The organism is Thermus caliditerrae (assembly GCF_021462525.1).
GTDB classification, from domain to species: Bacteria; Deinococcota; Deinococci; order Deinococcales; family Thermaceae; genus Thermus; species Thermus caliditerrae.
The window spans coordinates 1-18,161 of the sequence record NZ_JAKEDT010000020.1 but is presented as its reverse complement, the minus strand read 5'-3'; the positions used below and the strand labels follow the sequence as shown (position 1 = coordinate 18,161).

The following is an 18,161-nucleotide window of genomic DNA, read 5'->3' as shown; positions in this document are numbered from 1 at the left end:
TCCCCCTTCGCCTGCGTGTAACGCAGGTGTAACGGCCCCGTCCTAACCTAGGGGCAGATGGTCGTGCACAGCCTGGGGGTTTACCTGCCGGAAAGACGCATAACCGCCGAGGAGCTCGCAGCCTGGGCCAACCTACCCGCCGAGGTGGTGCGGGAGAAGCTGGGCATCCTGGAAAAAACTGCGCCAGGTTCCGAAGACCACCCCGCGGACATGGCCCTCTGGGCCGCCCAGACCGCCCTGGAAAAAGCAGGCCTCAGTGGGAAAGCGGTGGACTGGGTGATCTCCATCGTGGAGGAGCACAAGGACTATCCGGTCTGGGCCACGGCCCCCTATCTGGCCCTGGGCCTGGGGGCCTCGAGGGCCAAGGGGCTGGACCTCAATCAGAAGTGCGCCTCCTTCATGGGAGCCTTGGAGGTGGCCCGGGGGCTCTTCGCCACCCGGAAGGAGGTGGAAACGGTCCTGGTGGCCGGCGGCTACCGCAACGGGGACCTGGTGGACTACCAGGACCCCCACACCCGCTTCCTCTACGACCTGGCCGCAGGCGGTGCCGCTGCGCTCCTCACCCGGAAGGGGCCAGGGCTTAGGCTTTTGGGCCTTGCCCACCGCATGGACCCCACCTTGGCTCTTGCGGTCAAGGTGCCCGTGGGCGGCACCCGCAACCCGTTAGCCCCAGGCAACCTGCCGGCATTCCGCCTACGGGTGGAGAATCCTCGGGCCATGAAGGAACGCCTAGACCGCACCTCCATCCCCACCTTCTTGGCAGTGATACGGGAGGCTCTAGCGGAGGCAGGGTACACCGAGGCCGACCTGGACTACCTGGCCCTGCTCCACATGAAGCGCTCCGCCCACCGGGCGGTTCTGGAGGGCCTAGGCCTCAGGGACGAACAATCCATCTACCTGGAGAGCTTTGGCCACCTGGGCCAGCTGGACCCCATCCTCTCCCTGAAGCTGGCCTGGGAGAAGGGGCTGTTGCGGGAAGGAAGCCTGGTGGCCCTGGCGGCGGCGGGGGTGGGGTACTTCTACGGGGTTGCGGTCCTCCGGCTGGAAGGAGGGCTTTATGCTTGAGCCCAACTGGCTGGAGCGCCTGGCCGGCTACCATCCCAGGCGCCAGGCGGTCTGGTTCCGCGGGGAATGGCTGACCTACGCTGAGCTTTACCAAAGGGCGCAAAGGGCCGCCGCAGCCCTCCGGGACCTGGGGGTGGGCAAAGGCGACCGGGTGGGCCTTCTCGCCTGGAACCACCCCGCCTACCTGGACCTCCTCTTCGCAGGCCCCCTCCTCGGCCATATCCTCACTCCCTTCAACCACCGCCTAAGCCTAGCCGAGCTGCGAACCCTTTACGACTACGCCGAACCCCGGGTGCTTTTCTATGGGGAGGGCTTTCAGGAACTGGCCCAGGCCCTGGATCCCAGGGCGTTTCCCCTCGAGGTCCTTCAGGAAGGAAAGGCAACCCCGGAGGCCACGCAGGTGAACCTGGAGGACCCTGCCCTCCTCCTCTTCACCGGGGGCACCACCGGCCTGCCCAAGGGGGCGCTGATCCCCTACCGCCAGCTCCTGGTGAACGCGATCCAGACCGCCTTCGCCTGGGGGCTTTCCCGGGAAGACCGGTACATCGTGGCTACCCCCATGTTCCACGCCGCCTTGAATGCCCTGGCCATCCCCCTCCTCTACCTGGGCGGGAGCGTGGTGATCCAGGAGCGCTTCCGCCCCGAGGAGTACCTGGAGCTGGTGGTGACGTACCGGCCCACGATCCTCTTCCTGGTGCCCACCATGTTCCAGATGCTCCTGGAAACCCCCGGCTTCGCCGAGGCCGACCTCTCCTTCGTGCGCTTCGCCATCTCCGGCGGAGCCCCCTGCCCGGCCCCGGTGAGGGAGGCGTTCCAAAGGAAGGGCGTGCGCTTCAAGCAAGGCTACGGCCTCACGGAGTGCGGGGTCAACTGCTTCACCCTGGAGCTGGAGGAAGCGGAGGTCTACCCGGAGAGCGTGGGCCGGCCCATGCCCCACCTGAGGGCCCGCCTGGTGCGGGAGGACGGCGAGGAGGCCCCCGTGGGCGAGGCAGGGGAGCTTTGGCTTTCGGGGAGCGTGGTCATGAAGGGGTATTTCCAGCGCCCGGAGGAGAACGCCAAGGCCTTCGTCTACGACGGGGAGAGGCTTTGGCTTAGGACCGGGGACCTGGCCTACCAGGATGCGGAAGGGCGCTTCTACATCGTGGGGAGGAGAAAGGAAATGTTCATCTCCGGGGGGGAAAACATCTACCCCGTGGAGGTGGAGCGGGCCCTATACGACCACCCGGCGGTGCGGGAGGCGGCAGTGGTGGGCGTGCCGGACCCCAAGTGGGGCGAGGTGGGGGTGGCCTTCGTGGCCCTCAAGGAGCCCCTGGAAGCAGACGTCCTTCGCGCCTTCCTCCGGGAGCGCCTGGCGGGGTACAAGGTACCCAAACACATCGTCCTCCTGCCGGAACTGCCCAAGTCCGGGCCCGGGAAGGTGCAAAAGGAGGCCCTGAAAAGGATGTGGGAGGCAGAGCATGGCCAGGCTTAGGTTCCGCGTGGAGGGAGAAGGACCCAAAGTGGTGCTTCTCAACGGGATCTTCCAACGACTGGAAAGCTGGGACCCCGTGGTACCCTTACTTAAGGGCTATACCCTTCTTCGCTACGACATGCGGGGCCAAGGGGAGAGCGAAACCCCTGAGGGCCCCTACACCCCAGAGGTCCACGCCCAGGACCTCCTCACCCTCCTTGGGGAGCTGGGCTGGGAGGAAACCACCTTGGTGGGCCTTTCCAACGGGGGTATTGTGGCCGTGCAGGCCGCCCTCCTGGCCCCGAAGCGCTTCCGGAGCCTGGTCCTCTGCTGCACCACCCCTTACCTGGACGCCGCCCTTAGGGCCAAGGTGGAGGGCTGGCTTCACGCCCTAAGGGCCGGGGGCACCCCCTTGCGCCTAAGGGTAGCCCTGCCCTGGGTTTTCGGAGCCCGCTTCCTGAACCAGCACCCCGAGCTCCTCACCGAGGAAGGCCTGGCCCTCCTGGTGGCCCAAGCGCCGGAGGAAAAGGCCCAGGAAAGGCTCCTTCTCGGGTTTCTCGCCCTCGAGGACCTCAGGCCTCGGCTCCCACACCTCCATCTCCCAGCCTTGGTCCTCTATGGGGAGGAGGACCTCCTCTTCCCCCGGCCCTACGCCGAGGCCCTCGCCAAGGGCCTGGGGGCTAGGTTAAAGGCCCTGCCCACGGGGCACGCGGCACCCTTGGAAGACCCTGCGGCCTTCGCCCAGGCCGTGAGGACGTTTTTGGAGGAAACCTATGCTCCGTTACCTTGAAAGCGGAAGCGGCACCCCGGTGGTCCTGATCCACGGCAACTTCGCCTGTAAGGAGTGGTGGCGGGAGGTTTTGCAAGACCCCCCCGAGGGGGCCCGGCTCCTGGCCCCCGACCTGCCGGGCTTTGGGGAAAGCCCAGCCCCCGAGGACTTCGTCCCCTCCATCCCCACCTACGCCCAAGCCCTGCGGGACTTCCTCCGGGAAAAGGGGATAGACGATGCCATCCTGGTGGGCCACTCCCTAGGGGGTGCGGTGGCGATGGAAGCGGCGGGCCCGACGACCCTGGGACTCGTCCTCCTCAACTCCGCCCCCCCCTCGGGGCTACAGACCCCGGAAGCTTACTACCCCATCCTGGAAAGCTACCGCCACAACCTTGAGGGCTTGGCCCAGGCTCTGGCGGCCATGGCCCCTACCCGCAGACCCCCTTGGTTTCTCGAGCTGGTGGAAAGGGCGCAGAGGATGCATCCTGCCCACTTCCAGGGCAACGCCCGGGCCCTGGCGGCCTGGCGGCTGGAGCAGCCTTACAGGGGACCGGTCCTCGTGGTCTACGGGGCCCTGGACCCCCTGGTGACCCGGGTTATGGCCGAGGCTACGGCGGCCTTCTTCTCCAGGGGGAGGCTTCTCGTCCTCGAGGGGGTAGGCCACTCGGCGAACCTGGAAAACCCAGGCATGCTCAAAGACGTCCTGGAAACATTCCTTAAGGAGGTGCAAGGTGAGGTTCAAGGTGGGGGATAAAGCCAGCTACACCCAGACCATTTCCGAGGCCCACGTGGCCCTCTTCGTGGGGGCGGTGGGGGATACCAATCCCCTACACGTGGACGAAGCTTACGCCCAAGGAAGCCGCTTCGGCCGGCGCGTTGCCCAGGGAATCCTGGTGGCCGGACTTATATCCACGGTCATCGGGACCAAGCTGCCGGGCACCGGGGCCATCTACCTCTCCCAAACCCTGCGCTTCCTCAAGCCCACCTACCTGGGCGATACCGTCACCGCCACGGCCGTGGTGAAGTCGATACGCGAACGGGAAAAGGGGGGCTTGGTTCTCACCCTGGAAACCATCTGCGAAAACCAGCGTGGGGAAAGGGTCATTGAGGGTGAGGCTGTGGTGCTTTACGAGGAGCCTACGGGCGCAAGGCCCTAGGGAAAAGGAGGCAACCATGCGAAAGGCGTTGGGGTTTTTGGTTCTCCTAGCAGGTCTGGCATGGGCCCAGACCGCCCTAAAGGTGGGGGTCATCCTCCCCCTCTCCGGAGCTTCGGCGGTTTCGGGTAAGGCGGCGCTCAACGGCATCCAGCTGGCTGCCGACGAGGTGAACGCTACTGGCAAGGCCAAGCTGGAGCTGGTAGTGGTGGACGACGGCACCGATGCGGCCAAGGCCGTTCCCGCCTTCACCAAGCTCATGACCGTGGACAAGGTGGACATCGTGATCGGAGGCCTGGTCAGCGGGGTCACCTTCGCCCTCTCTGGTCCCGTGAAGCAGTACGGACCCCTCTTCCTGGTCATCGGGGCCGCCAGCTCGGTGGTGGAACAAGCCTTTGAAGGTTATCCCCTGTTTTTCCACTACCACCCTTGGGACTACCACAACGTGGCCGCCGCTTTGCAGTTCTTCCAGTACCTGAACCGGGAACACGGGGCCAAGAAGGTGGCCATCCTTTACGAGGATGGACCCTTCGGCTCCGCAGGCATTGGGGTTTACAAACAGCAACTGGAAAAACTGGGCTACCAGGTCCAGGCGGAACCCTACAAGACTGGGAGCGGCCAGTTCACCGCCATACTCACCCGTTTCCGGGCCTTCGCCCCCGACATCCTCTACTGGATTGGCTACGACGTGGATGCTCTGCCCATCGCCACCCAGGCCCGGCAGGTGGGGCTCAGGCCCAAGCTCATCTACGGTGCGCCCCCCTCCTGGCCTATCGGTTTTGAAAGGAACCCGCTCTCTAACGACGTCGCGGGCATGACCGCCTGGCTGCCCACGCTAAGCAACGCCGAGTCCCGCCGCTTCGTGGAAGCTTACCGCAAAAAGTACGGGGAGGTCACCGAGGAATACATGGCCCCCATGGGCTATACCATCGTCAAGAGCCTGGCTTTGGCGGTGGAAAAGGCTGGGAGCAACGACAAGAACCGTATCGCGGAAGCCCTTGCAACCCTACGCATGAACACCCCATTCGGTCCCTTGGCCTTCAAGCCCTCGGACACAGGGAAGACCCGGTACCAGGGGTTTGGAGCGGACATATGGTTCCAGTTCCAGTACCTGGAAGGCAGCCGCCGCCCCGTCTTCCCCAAGGACAAGGCCTCGAGGCCCCTGCGCTACCCTGGGGAATACTACTTGCGGTAAAGGGCCGAGGAGAAGGCTGTGGAGCTCCTCCTCCAGACCCTCCTCAACGGCCTCCTCATGAGCGGGGTCTACGCCCTGGTGGCCACGGGGCTGGCCCTCTCCCTGGGGGTGGTGGGCATCGTCAACTTCGCCCACGGGGAGTTCCTCATGATGGGGGCCTTCCTCTCCTACCTCTTCTTTGCCCTCCAGGGGCTAGACCCCCTCTTCTCCCTAGGCCTAGCCTTCCTGGCCGCCTTCCTGGTAGGGGGCTTGGTCTACCAGGGCCTCATCCGACCGGTACTCCCGGCCCCCGAGCTCAACCAGATGCTCCTCACCTTTGGCTTATCTATCCTCCTGCAAAACCTGGCCCTTCTCCTCTTTGGGGCGGACACCCGGGTGGTGGCCCCGTCCTACCAGGCGGCCACCCTCACCCTGGGGCCCTTCTTCCTGGGAGCAGTACCCCTCGGGGCCTTTATGCTTTCCCTCGGCCTCCTCTTCCTGCTCCAAGTCTTCCTCACCCGAAGCCGGCTAGGCCTAGCCATGCGCGCGGTGGCCCAGAACCGCTTAGCTCCAGGCCTTCTGGGGATTGAAGCGGACCAGGTCTATCTCCTGGCCTTCGGCTTGGCCGCAGCCCTGGCCGGAGTAGCCGGGGTGATGCTCTCGGTGATCCTCTACGCCAGCCCCACCGTGGGCTTCATCTTCACGCTCAAGTCCTTCGCCATCGTGGCCCTGGCCGGGCTTGGCAACCTCAAAGGGGTGGTACCCGCCGCCCTGGTCTTGGCCCTAGCGGAGGCGCTGGTAAGCACCTACCTGCCTGGGGGCGGGGGGCTAGTGGAGGCGGTTTTCTTCCTGGTCCTCTTCCTGGCCCTGGTGGGCCGGGCCTGGAGGAGCCCATGAGGGAGCTCAGCCACCTCCCCTTCCTCTCCTTCTTCCTCCTCCTTTTTGCGCTTCTGCCCTTCCTTCCGCTGGGGATCTGGGGGGCTTTCCTCCTGGACGTGGGCTTTTTCATCCAGCTTTTCACCGCCATGGCCCTCTCCTGGGATCTGGTGGCCCGCACCGGCCAGCTCTCCTTGGCCCACGGCGCCTTCTTTGGCCTGGGGGCCTACGGGGCTGGGCTCCTGGCCCCACACGTGGGCACCCTCCCCGCCTTGGTTTTCGGGGCCTTCGTGGCGGGGGCCGGGGCTTTGCTCCTCGGGTCGGTGACCCTACGCCTGCACGGCCTGTACTTCGCCATCGCCAGCCTGGCCTTCAGCGAGGTGCTGCGCACCCTGGCCCTGAAGCTCGCCTTCACGGGTGGGCCCATTGGCCTTCCCGTGCCACCGCCCTTTGGGGGTGTATGGCCTCTGGCCGCCTACTACCTGAGCTTTGGCGTTCTTCTCCTGGCCACCGCCCTCAGCCACTGGGCGGAGTGGAGCCCCTTCCGCCTAGCCCAGGCGGCCACCCGGCAGTCGGAGGCGGTGGCCCGGGTCCTGGGGGTGCGGGTGGTCAGGGTGAAGCTCTGGTCCCTTCTCTTGGGCAGCCTGGTGGCCGGCCTGTCCGGAGGGGTCTACGGGATGAAGACCCTGTTTCTCTCCCCCTACGACGCCTTCAGCTTGGGAAGGGCGGTGGAAGCGCTGGTCATCCCTATCTTCGGTGGTCTTTACTCCACTTTAGGACCCCTAGTGGGGGGCGTGGTGTTGGTAGGCCTCGAGCAGGCCCTCAGGCTTTGGATCAAGGAGGGCTACCTGGTGGTCTACGGGGCCATCCTCATCCTGGTCATCCTCTTCCTGCCCCGCGGCCTGGTGGGCCTCCTGGGGAGGCGTCGTGGGTAAGGCCCTGGAAGTTATAGGGTTGAGTAAACGCTTCCTGGGGCTACAGGCCCTTAAGGAGGTGAGTCTCCACCTGGAGGAAGGGGAGATCCTGGCGGTGATCGGTCCCAACGGGGCTGGCAAAAGCACCCTCTTGAACCTTCTTTCAGGTCTAATAAAGCCCGACCAGGGCCGGATCCTCCTTCTGGGACGGGATATCAGCCACCTCCCTCCGGAAACCCGCACCCACCTGGGCCTAGGCCGGGCCTTCCAGATCGTCCAGCCCTTCCCCGAGCTCAGCGTGCGGGAGAACCTGCTGGTGGGGGCCCTCTTCGGCAAGCCGGGCCTAAAGAGGAAGGAGGCGGAAGCCTGGGTGGCGGAGGTGCTGGACCTCACCGGCCTCGCCCCCAGGGCCGAAGCCCTGGCTGGGGAGCTCACCCTTTTGGAGGACAAACGCCTAGAGCTAGCTCGGGCCCTGGCCACGCGCCCCAAGGTACTCCTCCTGGACGAGGTCATGGCAGGTCTCCGCCCCAAGGAAGCCGAGGAAGCGGTGGCCCTGGTGCGGCGCATCCGGGATAGCGGGGTTTCTGTGCTTTTCATCGAGCACCTGATGCCCGTGGTCCGGGCCCTAGCGGACCGGGTGGTGGTCCTGGACCACGGGGAGGTGATCGCGGAAGGCACCTACGAGAAAGTGGCTCAGGAAGAACGTGTAAGGGAGGCCTATTTGGGGAGGCGGGCATGAAGCTCCAGGTAGAGGCCCTGGAAACCGGCTACGGCAAGGCCCAGGTGCTCTTCGGGGTGGACCTCGAGGTAGCTGAGGGCGAGCTCGTGGCCCTCCTGGGGGCCAACGGGGCGGGCAAGACCACGCTTTTGCACACCCTCTCCGGGCTCCTGCGGCCCTGGCGGGGCAGGGCGCTTTGGGACGGGCAGGACCTCTCAGGCCTCTCCCCAGCCCAGAGGGCCCGCCTGGGCATAGGCCACGTCCCTGAGGGCCGCCAGCTTTTCCCCCTCATGACCGTGGAGGAAAACCTGCGCCTAGGAGCCGCCTTCCTGGCGCCGGGGAGGGACGGCGAGGGGTTTGCCCGGGTCTATGCCCTCTTCCCCAGGCTGGCGGAACGGAGGCGGCAGCTCGCTGGAACCCTCTCGGGCGGGGAGCAGCAGATGCTGGCCATCGGCCGAGCCCTCATGGGCTTCCCCAAGATCCTTTTGGTGGACGAGCCCTCCTTGGGCCTCGCCCCCCGGCTGGCCGAAGAAGTGCTCCTGGCCCTAAAGCGGGTGGCGGAAGAGGGAGTCGGGGTATTGCTCGTGGAGCAAAACGCCGCCTTGAGCCTCGAGGTGGCCAGCAGGGCCTACGTGATGGAGCACGGTCGCCTGGTGCTGCAAGGTCCTGCCCACGCCCTTTTAGAGGACCCCAGCATACGGGAAGCCTACCTGAGCTTGTAAGATACCCAAGAGGTACCCATGAACCCTGTTCATCCCAGAACCGTGCTGATCACCGGCGCCGGAAGCGGCATCGGCCTGGCCATCGCCCGGGCCTTCGCCCAGGAGGGGGCCAGGGTGCTGGTCCACGACGTGAAGGACGCCTCCGCCCTAGCGGCGGAACTGGGCGGGGTGTTTCTCCAGGCGGACCTAGGAGACCCTAAGGCCGTGGAGGAACTGGGAGAGCAAGCGGCCCGGTACGGCGTGGACATCCTGGTGAACAACGCCGGCTTCCAACACATCGACCCCGTGGAGGACTTTCCCTTGGAAACCTGGCAAAGGATGCTCCAGGTGATGCTCACCGCCCCCTTCCAGCTCACCAAGGCGCTCCTTCCCGGGATGAAGGCCAAGGGCTGGGGGCGGATCCTCAACATCGCCAGCGTCCACGGCCTGGTGGCCAGCCCCTTCAAGAGCGCCTACATCGCCGCCAAGCACGGCCTCATCGGCCTCACACGGACGGTGGCCCTGGAAGCGGGGCCCTTCGGGGTCACGGTGAACGCCATCGCCCCCGCCTACGTGCGCACCCCCCTGGTGGAGAACCAGATCGCCGACCAGGCCCGCACCCTGGGCATACCGGAAAGCGAGGTGGTGGAGAAGGTCTTCCTGGCCCAGGCGGCGGTGAAGCGGCTCATCGAGCCCGAGGAGGTGGCCGAGCTCGCCCTCTTCCTAGCCTCGGAGAAGGCGGGGGCCATCACCGGCGCCGTCTTCCCCATCGACCTAGGCTGGACCGCCCGCTAGCCCCGCACGGCCCGGAGGGGCACCCCCTTCCCCTTGGCCCAGGCCTCCCACTCTTGGGCGGTCCTCCCTTGAAAGAAGGCCCGTAGCCGCTCATAAGGCACAAGGCCGGGCTTGGCCGGGCTGAAGGCCGCCGCAAGCAACTCCGGTAGACCTGCCTCCTCACAAAACCGGGCCCAGAAATGGGGCTCCAAGGCGGCCAAGGCCACCTGCCCCTGCCGGGCAGGGTAAACCCCATAGCAAAGGACCGAGCCATCCAGAAAGGGAATCGGGGGATAGGCCACGGCCTTGACCGCCTCGGAGAGGGCCACCTCGTAAACCCCGCCCCCCAGGAGAAGCCCCTTTAAGGCCACCAGGGCTAGGGCATAGGCGCCTGCCAGATCAGCAAACTGGAAGGATCTCCAGGGAAAGCGCCCGAGAAGCCCCGCCTCCGCCAAATAGGTGAGGTCATGGCCAGGGTCGGGAACATCCGGGTAACCCCGAAGCCGGGCGTAGACCAGGCGGGGGTTGACCCCAAGGAGCACCTCAGGCCCGAGGCCCAGCCGCTCCATGACCCCGGGGCGGTTGGACTCCAGGAGAACGGCGGCTTCCCTTACCAGGACCAACAACCTCTCCCGATCCTTCCCCCTCTTTAGGTCAAGGGTCAGGATCTCCTTTTCCCCGTTCAAAAAGCGATAGGCCTCCGGGGCCCAGTCCCTGAGGGGATCCCCTTGCGGAGGCTCCACCTTGACCACGGGAAAACCCAAATCCCCAAGAAGCTTTCCCGCCAAGGGCCCGGGAAGCAGCCGGGTCAGGTCCAGAACCTTACCTGGGGGCCATGCGCAGGGCGCCATCCAGGCGGATCACCTCCCCGTTCAGCATGGGGTTTTCCAGGATGTGGAGGACCAACAGGGCGTACTCTTCTGGCCGGCCCAGGCGCTTAGGGAAGGGCACCTGTTCCGCCAACGAGGCCTTGGCCTTTTCAGGAAGCCCTTGAAGGAGGGGGGTATCGAAGAGGCCTGGGGCCACGGTCACCACCCGGATGCCCCAGTCCGCCAGCTCCCGGGCGGCGGGAAGGGTGAGGCCCACCACGCCCCCCTTACTGGCGGCGTAGGCCGCCTGGCCCACCTGGCCCTCAAAAGCCGCCACGCTGGCGGTGTTCACGATGACTCCCCGCTGCCCCTCGGCGTCGGGAGGGCTCTCCCGCATGGCCCAAGCCGCCAGACGCAACACGTTGAAGGTGCCCAAGAGGTTCACCTCCACCACCCGGCGGAAGCCCTCCAGGTCGTGGGGGCCTTCTCGGCCCAAAATCTTGCGGGCCAGGCCGATCCCCGCCGCGTTCACCACGGCGAAGAGAGGAGCCTGGGAGGCCGCGAGCTCCACCGCCCGCTTAGCATCCTCCTCCCGGGCCACATCCCCCTCCAGGTACTGGAGGCCGGGAGCCTCCCCCCGCCTGAGGTCCAAGACCACCACCCTGTAGCCCCTATCCCTTAGGGCCAGGGCTGCGGCCCGTCCAAGCCCCGAGGCCCCACCCGTTACCAAGGCGCTTCGTTCCATGGTCCACCCCTAGATCCGTTGGATGATGGTGGCCGTGGCTTGACCGTGGCCGATGCACATCACCTGCAGGCCGAACTCCCCCCCGGTGCGTTCCAGCTCGTGGAGGAGCTTGGTCATGAGGACCGCCCCCGTGGCCCCCAAGGGGTGGCCGTGGGCGATGGCCCCGCCGTTGGGGTTCACCCTCTCCGGGTCGGGGCCAAGCTCCCGCAGGAAGGCCAGGACCACGCTGGCGAAGGCCTCGTTGATCTCGATGACGTCGATGTCCTTGAGGGAAAGCCCGGCCCGCTCCAGGGCCTTCCTCGTGGCGGGGATCACCTCCAGAAGCTGCAGGGTGGGGTCCCCCGCCACCACCACCCGGGCGAGGAAGCGGGCCCGGGGGCGAAGGCCCAAGGCCTGGGCCTTCTCCCGGTCCCCCAGGAGGAGGGCCGCCGCCCCGTCGGAGATCTGGCTGGAGTTGCCGGCGGTCACCACCCCGTCCTCCCGGAAGACGGGCTTCAAGGCCAGCATCCGCTCGTAGTCCACGTCGAAACGCACCCCTTCGTCGCGGTCCAGCAGGAAAGGCCTTCCCTCCCCATCCACCCCCTCCAGGAGAAGGATCTGGTCCCGGAAGCGCCCCTCCTGGATGGCCCGGGCCGCCCGCCTGTGGGAGAGGTAGCCCCACTCGTCCAGCTCCTCCCGGCAGAGGCCATACTTCTCTGCGATGCGTTCCGCGCTTTCCCCTTGGTGGACGAGCTCATAACGCCGGAAAAGGGCAGGGTTCAAGGTGTGGAAGCCGCCCCCGATGTCGGAGAACATGGGGCATCGGGTCATGCTCTCCACCCCTCCGGCGATGGCGAAGTCCAGGTCCCCGGCGGCGATGGCCTGGGCGGCGAAGTGAATGGCCTGCTGGCTGGAGCCGCACATGCGGTTTAGGCTTACCGCAGGGACCTCCTGGGGCAGGCGGGAGAGGAGGACGGCCAGCCGGCCCACGTTGGCCCCCTGCTCCCCGGTTTGGGTCACACACCCCGTGACCACGTCCCCGATGAGGTGGGGGTCGATCCCCGTCCGCTCTAGGAGGGCATCCAAGACCCGGGCGTAAAGGGCATCGGGCCGCCACGCCCTTAAAGCCCCGTTCCGCTTGCCGATGGGGGTGCGCACCGCCTCGAGGATCACCGGCTCTCCCATACCTTCCTCCGCACCAGTTCCCGCAGGACGATGAGCCTCTGGATCTCCGAGGTGCCCTCGTAGATCTGGAGCACCTTGGCGTCGCGGTAGAGCTTGGCCAGGGGGTACTCCTCGCTGTAGCCGTTGCCCCCGAAGACCTGGAGGGCCTCGGAAACCCCCCGCACCGCGGCGTCGGCGGCAAAGGCCTTGGCTGCGGCTGCCTCCAAGGCGTTCTCCTCGCCTCGTTCCGCCAGTTCGGCAGCCTTCAGGGTGAGGAGGCGGGCGGCCTCGAGGTCCATGAAGATCTCCGAAAGCTTAAACCCCACCCCCTCATGCTCCCAAAGGGGCTTGCCGAAGGCTTCCCGCATGGCGGCGTAGGCCAGGGCTTCGTCCAAAGCCCTCTGCAAAAGCCCCACCGCCAAGGCGGCCACCATGGGCCGGGAGCGGTCGAAGACCCGCATGGCGAGCCGGAAACCCTCCCGGGCGATGAGGCCCTCCTCGGGCACAAAAACCCCTTCCAGAGCCACCTCCGCCGCCGGGGAGGCCTTCTGCCCCAGCTTGGGCAAGGGAGGCCCCACCTCCACCCCTTCCCCCCGCTCCACCAGAAAGGCGGCGATCCCCTCCCTCCCCTCCGCCACCTTGGCGAAGACCACGAAGAAGGCCGCCTCGGGGGCGTGGCTGATCCAGGTCTTCCGCCCGTAGAGGCGGTAGCCTCCCGGCACCCTTTCCGCTCGGGTGCGGATGGCGGCCACGTCCGAACCCGCCTGGGGCTCGGTGAGGGCGTAGGCGGCCACCTCCCCCTTGAGCCGGGGAAGGAAACCCTGGGCGTAGTGGCTTTGCGAAAGGAGGAGGGCGTCCGCCACCAGGTTGTTGAGGAGCAAGGCCGCCGCCGCCCCGGTGCAGGCATAAGCCAGCTCCTCGGCCACCAAGACCAAAGCCGTGGGGCCCAGGCCCGCCCCGCCCCAGACCTCCGGCACCACAAGGGTGGGGAAGCCAAGCGCCGCCGCCTCCTGGAAGAGGGCACGAGGGAAGCGGGCCTCCCGGTCCAGGCGGGAGGCCTCGGGCAGCACCCGCTCCCGGGCGAAGCGCCGGGCCAGCTCCCGCAGGGAATGCTCCAGGTTCAAGGGAACCTCCTGGCCCAAGCATACCCGGCGGTCGGGGGCCGCACAAGGCCACTTGACTCAAGCTCCCCTCCTCCCGCCAACGCCTCCAGGAACAGGGCGTGGACAGGGCAGCTTGACTTTGCCCTTCCTTCCCCGGACGATGGAAAGGATGGATAGCCGCCGCATCCGCAACTTCTCCATCATCGCCCACGTGGACCACGGGAAGTCCACCCTGGCCGACCGCATCCTGCAGATGACCCACGCGGTGAGCGAGCGGGAGATGCGGGAGCAGTTCCTGGACTCCCTGGAGCTGGAGCGTGAGCGGGGCATCACCATCAAGGCCAGCGCCGTGCGGGTGAACTACCGGGCCAAGGACGGCGAGACCTACGTCTTCAACCTCATCGACACCCCCGGGCACGTGGACTTCACCTACGAGGTCTCCCGGGCCCTGGCGGCGGTGGAGGGGGTCCTGCTGGTGGTGGACGCCAGCCAAGGGGTGGAGGCTCAGACCATCGCCAACTTTTACCTGGCCATGGAGCACGAGCACACCATCATCCCCGTCATCAACAAAATCGACCTGCCCAACGCCCGCCCCCTGGAGGTGGCCCTCGAGGTGGAGGAGGTCCTGGGCCTGCCTGCGGACGAGGCCATCTTCGCCTCGGGGAAGACCGGGGAGGGGGTGGAGGAGATCCTGGAGGCCATCGTCCGGCGCATCCCCCCGCCCCAAGGCGACCCCGAGGCCCCCTTGAAGGCCCTCATCTTCGATTCCCTCTTCGACGCCTACCAGGGGGTCATCCCCTATCTGCGCCTCTTCGAGGGCCGGGTGCGCCCGGAAGACCGCATCCGCGTCTGGTCCACGGGGAAGGAGTTCGTGGTGAACAAGGTGGGGGTCTTCACCCCGCAGGGGCTTGTCCCGGTGGAGGAACTCACCGCGGGGGAAGTGGGTTGGCTCGTGGCCGCCATCCGCGACATCCACGACGTGCAGGTGGGGGACACCATTACCCTGGCCGACCGCCCCACCGACGCCCCCTACCCCGGCTTCCGCCCCGCCAAGCCCGTGGTCTTCGCCGGCCTCTACCCGGTGGACTCCGGGGACTACGGCAAGCTCCGGGACGCCCTGGAAAAGCTCAAGCTGAACGACGCCGCCCTCACCTTCGAGCCGGAGACCTCCACCGCCTTGGGCTTCGGCTTCCGCTGCGGCTTCCTGGGGCTTCTCCATGCGGAGATCGTGCAAGAGCGCTTGGAGCGGGAGTTCGGCCTGGAGCTCATCGCCACCGCCCCCAGCGTGGTCTACCGGGTGCGCCTGAAAAGCGGGGAAGAGGTGGAGATCCACAACCCCGCCGACCTCCCCGACCCCACCAAGGTGGAGGAGGTGCTGGAGCCCTACGTCAAGCTCACCCTCTTCACCCCCGAGGAGTACGTGGGAGCCATCATGCAGCTGGTCCAGGAAAAGCGGGGCCGCCTGGTAAACATGACCTACCTCCCCGGCTCGCAGAAGCGGGTAGAGCTCATCTACGAGGCCCCCTTCGCCGAGATCCTCTACGACTTCCACGACCGCCTGAAGAGCCTTTCCCGGGGCTACGCCTCCATGGACTACGAGCAGATCGGCTACCAACCTGGGGATTTGGTCAAGGTGAGCGTCCTGGTGCACGGGGAGCCCGTGGACGCCCTCACCTTCATCGCCCACCGGGAGAAGGCCTACCCCATGGCCCGGGCCATCGTGGATAAGCTGGCCGAGGTCATCCCCCGTCAGCTTTTTGAAGTGCCCATCCAGGCGGCCATCGGGGGCAAGATCATCGCCCGGGCCACGGTGAAGGCCCTCAGGAAGGACGTCTTGGCCAAGTGCTACGGCGGGGACGTGACCCGAAAGAAGAAGCTTTTGGAAAAGCAAAAGGAGGGAAAGAAGCGGCTCAAGGCCATCGGCAAGGTGGAGGTGCCCCAGGAGGCCTTCCTGGCGGTGCTCTCGGCGGGGCGGGATGAGCCTTAGGGCAAGGCTGGCCCTGGTCATCGCCCTTCTGGCCTTTCTGCCCAACCTGGTCCTGGCCCTCACCCTGGGGCTTATGGGGGAGGGACCCTGGCTTCCCCTCCTCCTTTGGCTCCTCCTCCTGGCCCTGGTTTCCGCCCTGGTGGGCTTTTTCCTGGCCAGGAGCCTCCTCAGGCCCCTAGAAGAGCTCACCCGGGCCCTCACCTACCTCTCCCTCAAGGAAGGGCCGGTGCAGGCCCTCCAGCTCCCGCCCCCCAAGGAACCCCCACCCGCGGAGGTGGCCCTCCTGCGGCGCCGCTTCCAGGAGCTCCTAGCCAGGCTGCAGAACCTCCTCGAGGCCCGGGAAGCCTTCTACGGGGCCTTGGCCCACGACCTCAAGACGCCCCTCCTCTCTGCCATCCGCGCCCTGGAGTACCTGGAGAAGGAGGACCACCTGGGCAGGGCGCGGAGGGTAGAGCTTCTCGGCCAGCTCAAGGAAGAGCTCTCCCGAGCCTACCGGCTTGTGGAAAACCTCCTGGCCCTTTCCCGCCTCGAGGCCCGCACCCCCCAGCGGGAAACCCTGAACCTGAGGGCCCTAGTAGAAGACCTCCTCCTGCGCTACCGGGAGGAGGCCAGCAGGCGGGGCGTGGGCCTCTTGGTGGAGGGGGCGGGGCTGGCCCGGGGGGAGCGGCTTTTGGTGGAGCGCGCCCTGGCCAACCTCCTGGACAACGCCCTGCGCCACGCCAGAAACCGCGTGCGGGTAAGGGTGGAGGAAGGGGCTTTGGCAGTGGAGGACGACGGCCCCGGACTTCCCCTGCCCCTGGAGGCCCTGGCCCAGCCCTTCCGCCAAGGGGGGACAAACCGGGGAAGCGCCGGGCTCGGCCTCTACACCGCCGGGCGGGTAGCGGAGGCCCACGGGGGAAGGCTATTAACGTGCCAAAGCTCCCTGGGAGGGGCGTGCTTGCGCCTGGAACTCCCCTCCGCCAGGGAGCTCTAATGCCACCCCACGCGGACAAAGTCCGCGTGGGGACCCCGGCGAAAGGGTACCCAGGGCCTCCGCCAAGGGGAGGGAGCGAAGGGTTCAGGGGAAAAGGGTATAAGAGGCTGTCGTAAAAGTCCCCCACCTCACCTTACGCGGCCCTCGCCAGCCGCTTCACCAGCAAGCGTAGCATGCCCAAGTACAACCACGCCTCACTGACGGAAGGATGCTGCTCGTAACAAAACTTTTCTCCCTACGTCCCACCCTCCTTCCGAGCGAGCCTCCTAGGGGGTGAGGTGGCCTGAGGCCCGGTCAACAAGGCTTCTCTGAACCTCCTCCCCGCCTCCCGCTGCGCATGCCGCCACATCAGCCCCGGCCTCTCCTCCCGCACCCGCCGCACCTCGTGAAACGCCTGCACCACCAACTCGCTGTGGGCCAGCTGCACCGCATACCCCCGCGCCTGGCTCCTCCCTTGCCCCAGGTTCCCCTTGAACAGCCGGTGCACCACCTCCACCTTCCACCGCAACGTCCAAGCCTCCAGCACCTCCTGTACCCCACCCCCCAGCGTGGACACCAAAACCCACCGCCGCCACCCCGCCCCCTGGGCCTTGTGCACTAGCACCATGTCCACCCGCCCCACCCCAGGCCACACCACCCGCACCCGCTTGGCGTACAGCCCAAACCGCCGGTAGTACCGGGCCCTCCCCGGCGGATAGCGCTGCAAAACCTCCCCCACCGGGACCACCTCCCCTTCCTCCTCCTCCCCCTCTGCCCCCTCTTCCAGCAGCACCACCTTCACCCGGCTCCGCATCCTGCCCACAAAGGGAATGCCCGCCCGCAGGAGGGACCTCAAGGTCAGCCCTGAGCTGAACTGGGCGTCGGCCACCACTCCCTTGAGGTCCACCTGGGGATGGACCGCCAGAAGGTCAAAGACCTCATCCAACAGGGCTTCGGAGGGGGTCTTGAGGGGGTAGTCTGGGGTTTCCATCCCGGGGACGGGGTGGGGCTTGAGGGCCAGGGGGTAGGGGTCCTTTCCCGGGAAGACCAGGACGGAGGAGAGGAAGAGGTGGCCGAGGCGGGTAGCCTTGGCGGCGGGGTTGTAGACCTGGCCCAAGCCTTGGATGGCGGGGCCAGTGTGGGGGGTGGGCATGAGGTCTATGGCCAGGTAGGCGCCTTTGGGGGCGGCGAGGAGCCTTTGGTGCCAGCCGGGGGCGTAGGGATGGGGGTTAAGGGCCAGGAGGGTGGAGGCGTAGCTTGGGGAGGAGGGGAGGTAGCCTTCTTCCCACATGGCGTGGACGGTTTTGCGGTGGGATAGGAGCAAGCCTGCCAGGTAGCCGAGCCGGAAGGGTGATAGACTTTCAGGTACCGGTTGGAGCACCCGGTAGGGATACCGTAGTGACCGGCTCCTGTGCAAGGAGGGGGGCTACGGTGTCCCTTGGGAGGCCTAAGGAAACGGGGGGTGAAAACTTTTGCTCGTAATCCTTGCTCAACCTCCGGTTCCTCCCCAACCACGCAAACGTCCGCTCCACCACCCACCGCTTGGGCAACGGCTTAAAGCCCTCTACCCGGGGAAGCTCCGGCACCTCCTCCCCCTCCCGCACCCACACCCCCCGCACCCCGGCGTAAGGATGGGCCACCACCTCCAGCTCTAACCCAAGAGCCTCCAAAAAGCCCCTTAGGCCCCGGTAGCCCCAGTCCCCATACACCTTCCTCACCCTCGGCCACAGACCAAGGTCCATCCCCTCCAAAACCGCTTTCCCGCCCCACTTGTCGTGTTCGTTGGCCGGGTGAACGTACGCCCGGAGCATCCTCCCCCCGGTATCC

At 66.7% G+C, this 18,161-nt stretch carries 19 protein-coding genes; 13 read left to right on the top strand and 6 right to left on the bottom strand.

Features of this window, described 5'->3' with window-relative positions; all coding sequences use genetic code 11:
• The first annotated feature begins 57 nt into the window (after positions 1-57).
• The 11 genes from L1088_RS10085 to L1088_RS10035 are packed head-to-tail and all read left to right on the top strand — an operon-like array spanning position 58 to position 9,616.
• The gene (locus L1088_RS10085; protein WP_234554902.1) at positions 58-1,065 is read left to right on the top strand and encodes a 3-oxoacyl-ACP synthase; all 1,008 of its coding nucleotides are present in this window, start codon (positions 58-60) and stop codon (positions 1,063-1,065) included.
• Entirely contained in the window at positions 1,058-2,536 is a 1,479-nt protein-coding gene (locus tag L1088_RS10080; RefSeq protein ID WP_234554900.1) for a class I adenylate-forming enzyme family protein, read from the top strand. Before L1088_RS10085 ends, L1088_RS10080 begins: the two co-directional genes overlap by 8 nt.
• Complete coding sequence (locus tag L1088_RS10075) at positions 2,523-3,305, top strand: alpha/beta fold hydrolase (protein WP_038046092.1); 783 nt, start codon at positions 2,523-2,525, stop codon at positions 3,303-3,305. Before L1088_RS10080 ends, L1088_RS10075 begins: the two co-directional genes overlap by 14 nt.
• A complete protein-coding gene (locus L1088_RS10070) occupies positions 3,289-4,038 on the top strand; it encodes an alpha/beta fold hydrolase (RefSeq protein WP_234554898.1) in 750 nt (249 codons plus the stop codon). Before L1088_RS10075 ends, L1088_RS10070 begins: the two co-directional genes overlap by 17 nt.
• Positions 4,016-4,441 (top strand): MaoC family dehydratase, encoded by a 426-nt coding sequence (locus L1088_RS10065; RefSeq protein WP_038046089.1) that lies wholly within the window; start codon positions 4,016-4,018, stop codon positions 4,439-4,441. Before L1088_RS10070 ends, L1088_RS10065 begins: the two co-directional genes overlap by 23 nt.
• 16 nt (positions 4,442-4,457) lie before the next feature.
• Complete coding sequence (locus L1088_RS10060; protein ID WP_234554897.1) at positions 4,458-5,633, top strand: ABC transporter substrate-binding protein; 1,176 nt, start codon at positions 4,458-4,460, stop codon at positions 5,631-5,633.
• Positions 5,634-5,651: 18 nt separating this feature from the next.
• Positions 5,652-6,509, top strand: a complete 858-nt coding sequence (locus L1088_RS10055; protein ID WP_234554896.1) for a branched-chain amino acid ABC transporter permease — start codon at positions 5,652-5,654, stop codon at positions 6,507-6,509.
• Positions 6,506-7,423 (top strand): branched-chain amino acid ABC transporter permease, encoded by a 918-nt coding sequence (locus tag L1088_RS10050; RefSeq protein ID WP_038046085.1) that lies wholly within the window; start codon positions 6,506-6,508, stop codon positions 7,421-7,423. Before L1088_RS10055 ends, L1088_RS10050 begins: the two co-directional genes overlap by 4 nt.
• Positions 7,416-8,141 carry an ABC transporter ATP-binding protein gene (locus L1088_RS10045; RefSeq protein WP_038046084.1) on the top strand — a complete coding sequence of 242 codons (726 nt, stop codon included), beginning with the start codon at positions 7,416-7,418 and terminating at the stop codon, positions 8,139-8,141. The genes L1088_RS10050 and L1088_RS10045 overlap by 8 nt, the downstream gene beginning before the upstream one ends.
• Complete coding sequence (locus L1088_RS10040; protein ID WP_234554895.1) at positions 8,138-8,842, top strand: ABC transporter ATP-binding protein; 705 nt, start codon at positions 8,138-8,140, stop codon at positions 8,840-8,842. Before L1088_RS10045 ends, L1088_RS10040 begins: the two co-directional genes overlap by 4 nt.
• Before the next feature lie 18 nt (positions 8,843-8,860).
• Positions 8,861-9,616, top strand: coding sequence for a 3-hydroxybutyrate dehydrogenase (locus tag L1088_RS10035; protein WP_234554894.1), 756 nt, complete (start codon positions 8,861-8,863; stop codon positions 9,614-9,616).
• Here the strand turns inward: L1088_RS10035 and L1088_RS10030 are convergent.
• Genes L1088_RS10030 through L1088_RS10015 form a run of 4 tightly spaced genes read right to left on the bottom strand, consistent with a single transcriptional unit; the run spans position 9,613 to position 13,416 of the window.
• A complete protein-coding gene (locus L1088_RS10030; RefSeq protein WP_234554893.1) occupies positions 9,613-10,446 on the bottom strand; it encodes a CoA transferase in 834 nt (277 codons plus the stop codon). The genes L1088_RS10035 and L1088_RS10030 overlap by 4 nt on opposite strands.
• On the bottom strand, positions 10,418-11,149 hold the full coding sequence (locus L1088_RS10025) for a 3-hydroxyacyl-CoA dehydrogenase (RefSeq protein WP_234554892.1): 732 nt from the start codon (positions 11,147-11,149) through the stop codon (positions 10,418-10,420). Before L1088_RS10025 ends, L1088_RS10030 begins: the two co-directional genes overlap by 29 nt.
• 9 nt (positions 11,150-11,158) lie before the next feature.
• A complete protein-coding gene (locus L1088_RS10020) occupies positions 11,159-12,313 on the bottom strand; it encodes a thiolase family protein (protein ID WP_234554891.1) in 1,155 nt (384 codons plus the stop codon).
• Positions 12,298-13,416, bottom strand: a complete 1,119-nt coding sequence (locus L1088_RS10015) for an acyl-CoA dehydrogenase family protein (RefSeq protein WP_234554890.1) — start codon at positions 13,414-13,416, stop codon at positions 12,298-12,300. The genes L1088_RS10020 and L1088_RS10015 overlap by 16 nt, the downstream gene beginning before the upstream one ends.
• 139 nt (positions 13,417-13,555) lie before the next feature.
• Here L1088_RS10015 and lepA point away from each other — a divergent pair, with 139 nt between their 5' ends.
• Positions 13,556-15,382, top strand: a complete 1,827-nt coding sequence (gene lepA, locus L1088_RS10010) for a translation elongation factor 4 (RefSeq protein ID WP_234554888.1) — start codon at positions 13,556-13,558, stop codon at positions 15,380-15,382.
• On the top strand, positions 15,372-16,355 hold the full coding sequence (locus L1088_RS10005; RefSeq protein ID WP_234554886.1) for a sensor histidine kinase: 984 nt from the start codon (positions 15,372-15,374) through the stop codon (positions 16,353-16,355). The genes lepA and L1088_RS10005 overlap by 11 nt, the downstream gene beginning before the upstream one ends.
• A 235-nt stretch (positions 16,356-16,590) precedes the next feature.
• On the opposite strand, the gene L1088_RS10000 is transcribed toward L1088_RS10005, so the two are convergent.
• Both L1088_RS10000 and L1088_RS09995 read right to left on the bottom strand, forming a co-directional pair.
• On the bottom strand, positions 16,591-17,658 hold the full coding sequence (locus L1088_RS10000; RefSeq protein ID WP_234554883.1) for a hypothetical protein: 1,068 nt from the start codon (positions 17,656-17,658) through the stop codon (positions 16,591-16,593).
• A 37-nt stretch (positions 17,659-17,695) separates the two neighbouring features.
• A partial coding sequence (locus tag L1088_RS09995) for a transposase (protein WP_326490768.1) occupies positions 17,696-18,161 on the bottom strand: 466 nt, incomplete at its 5' end.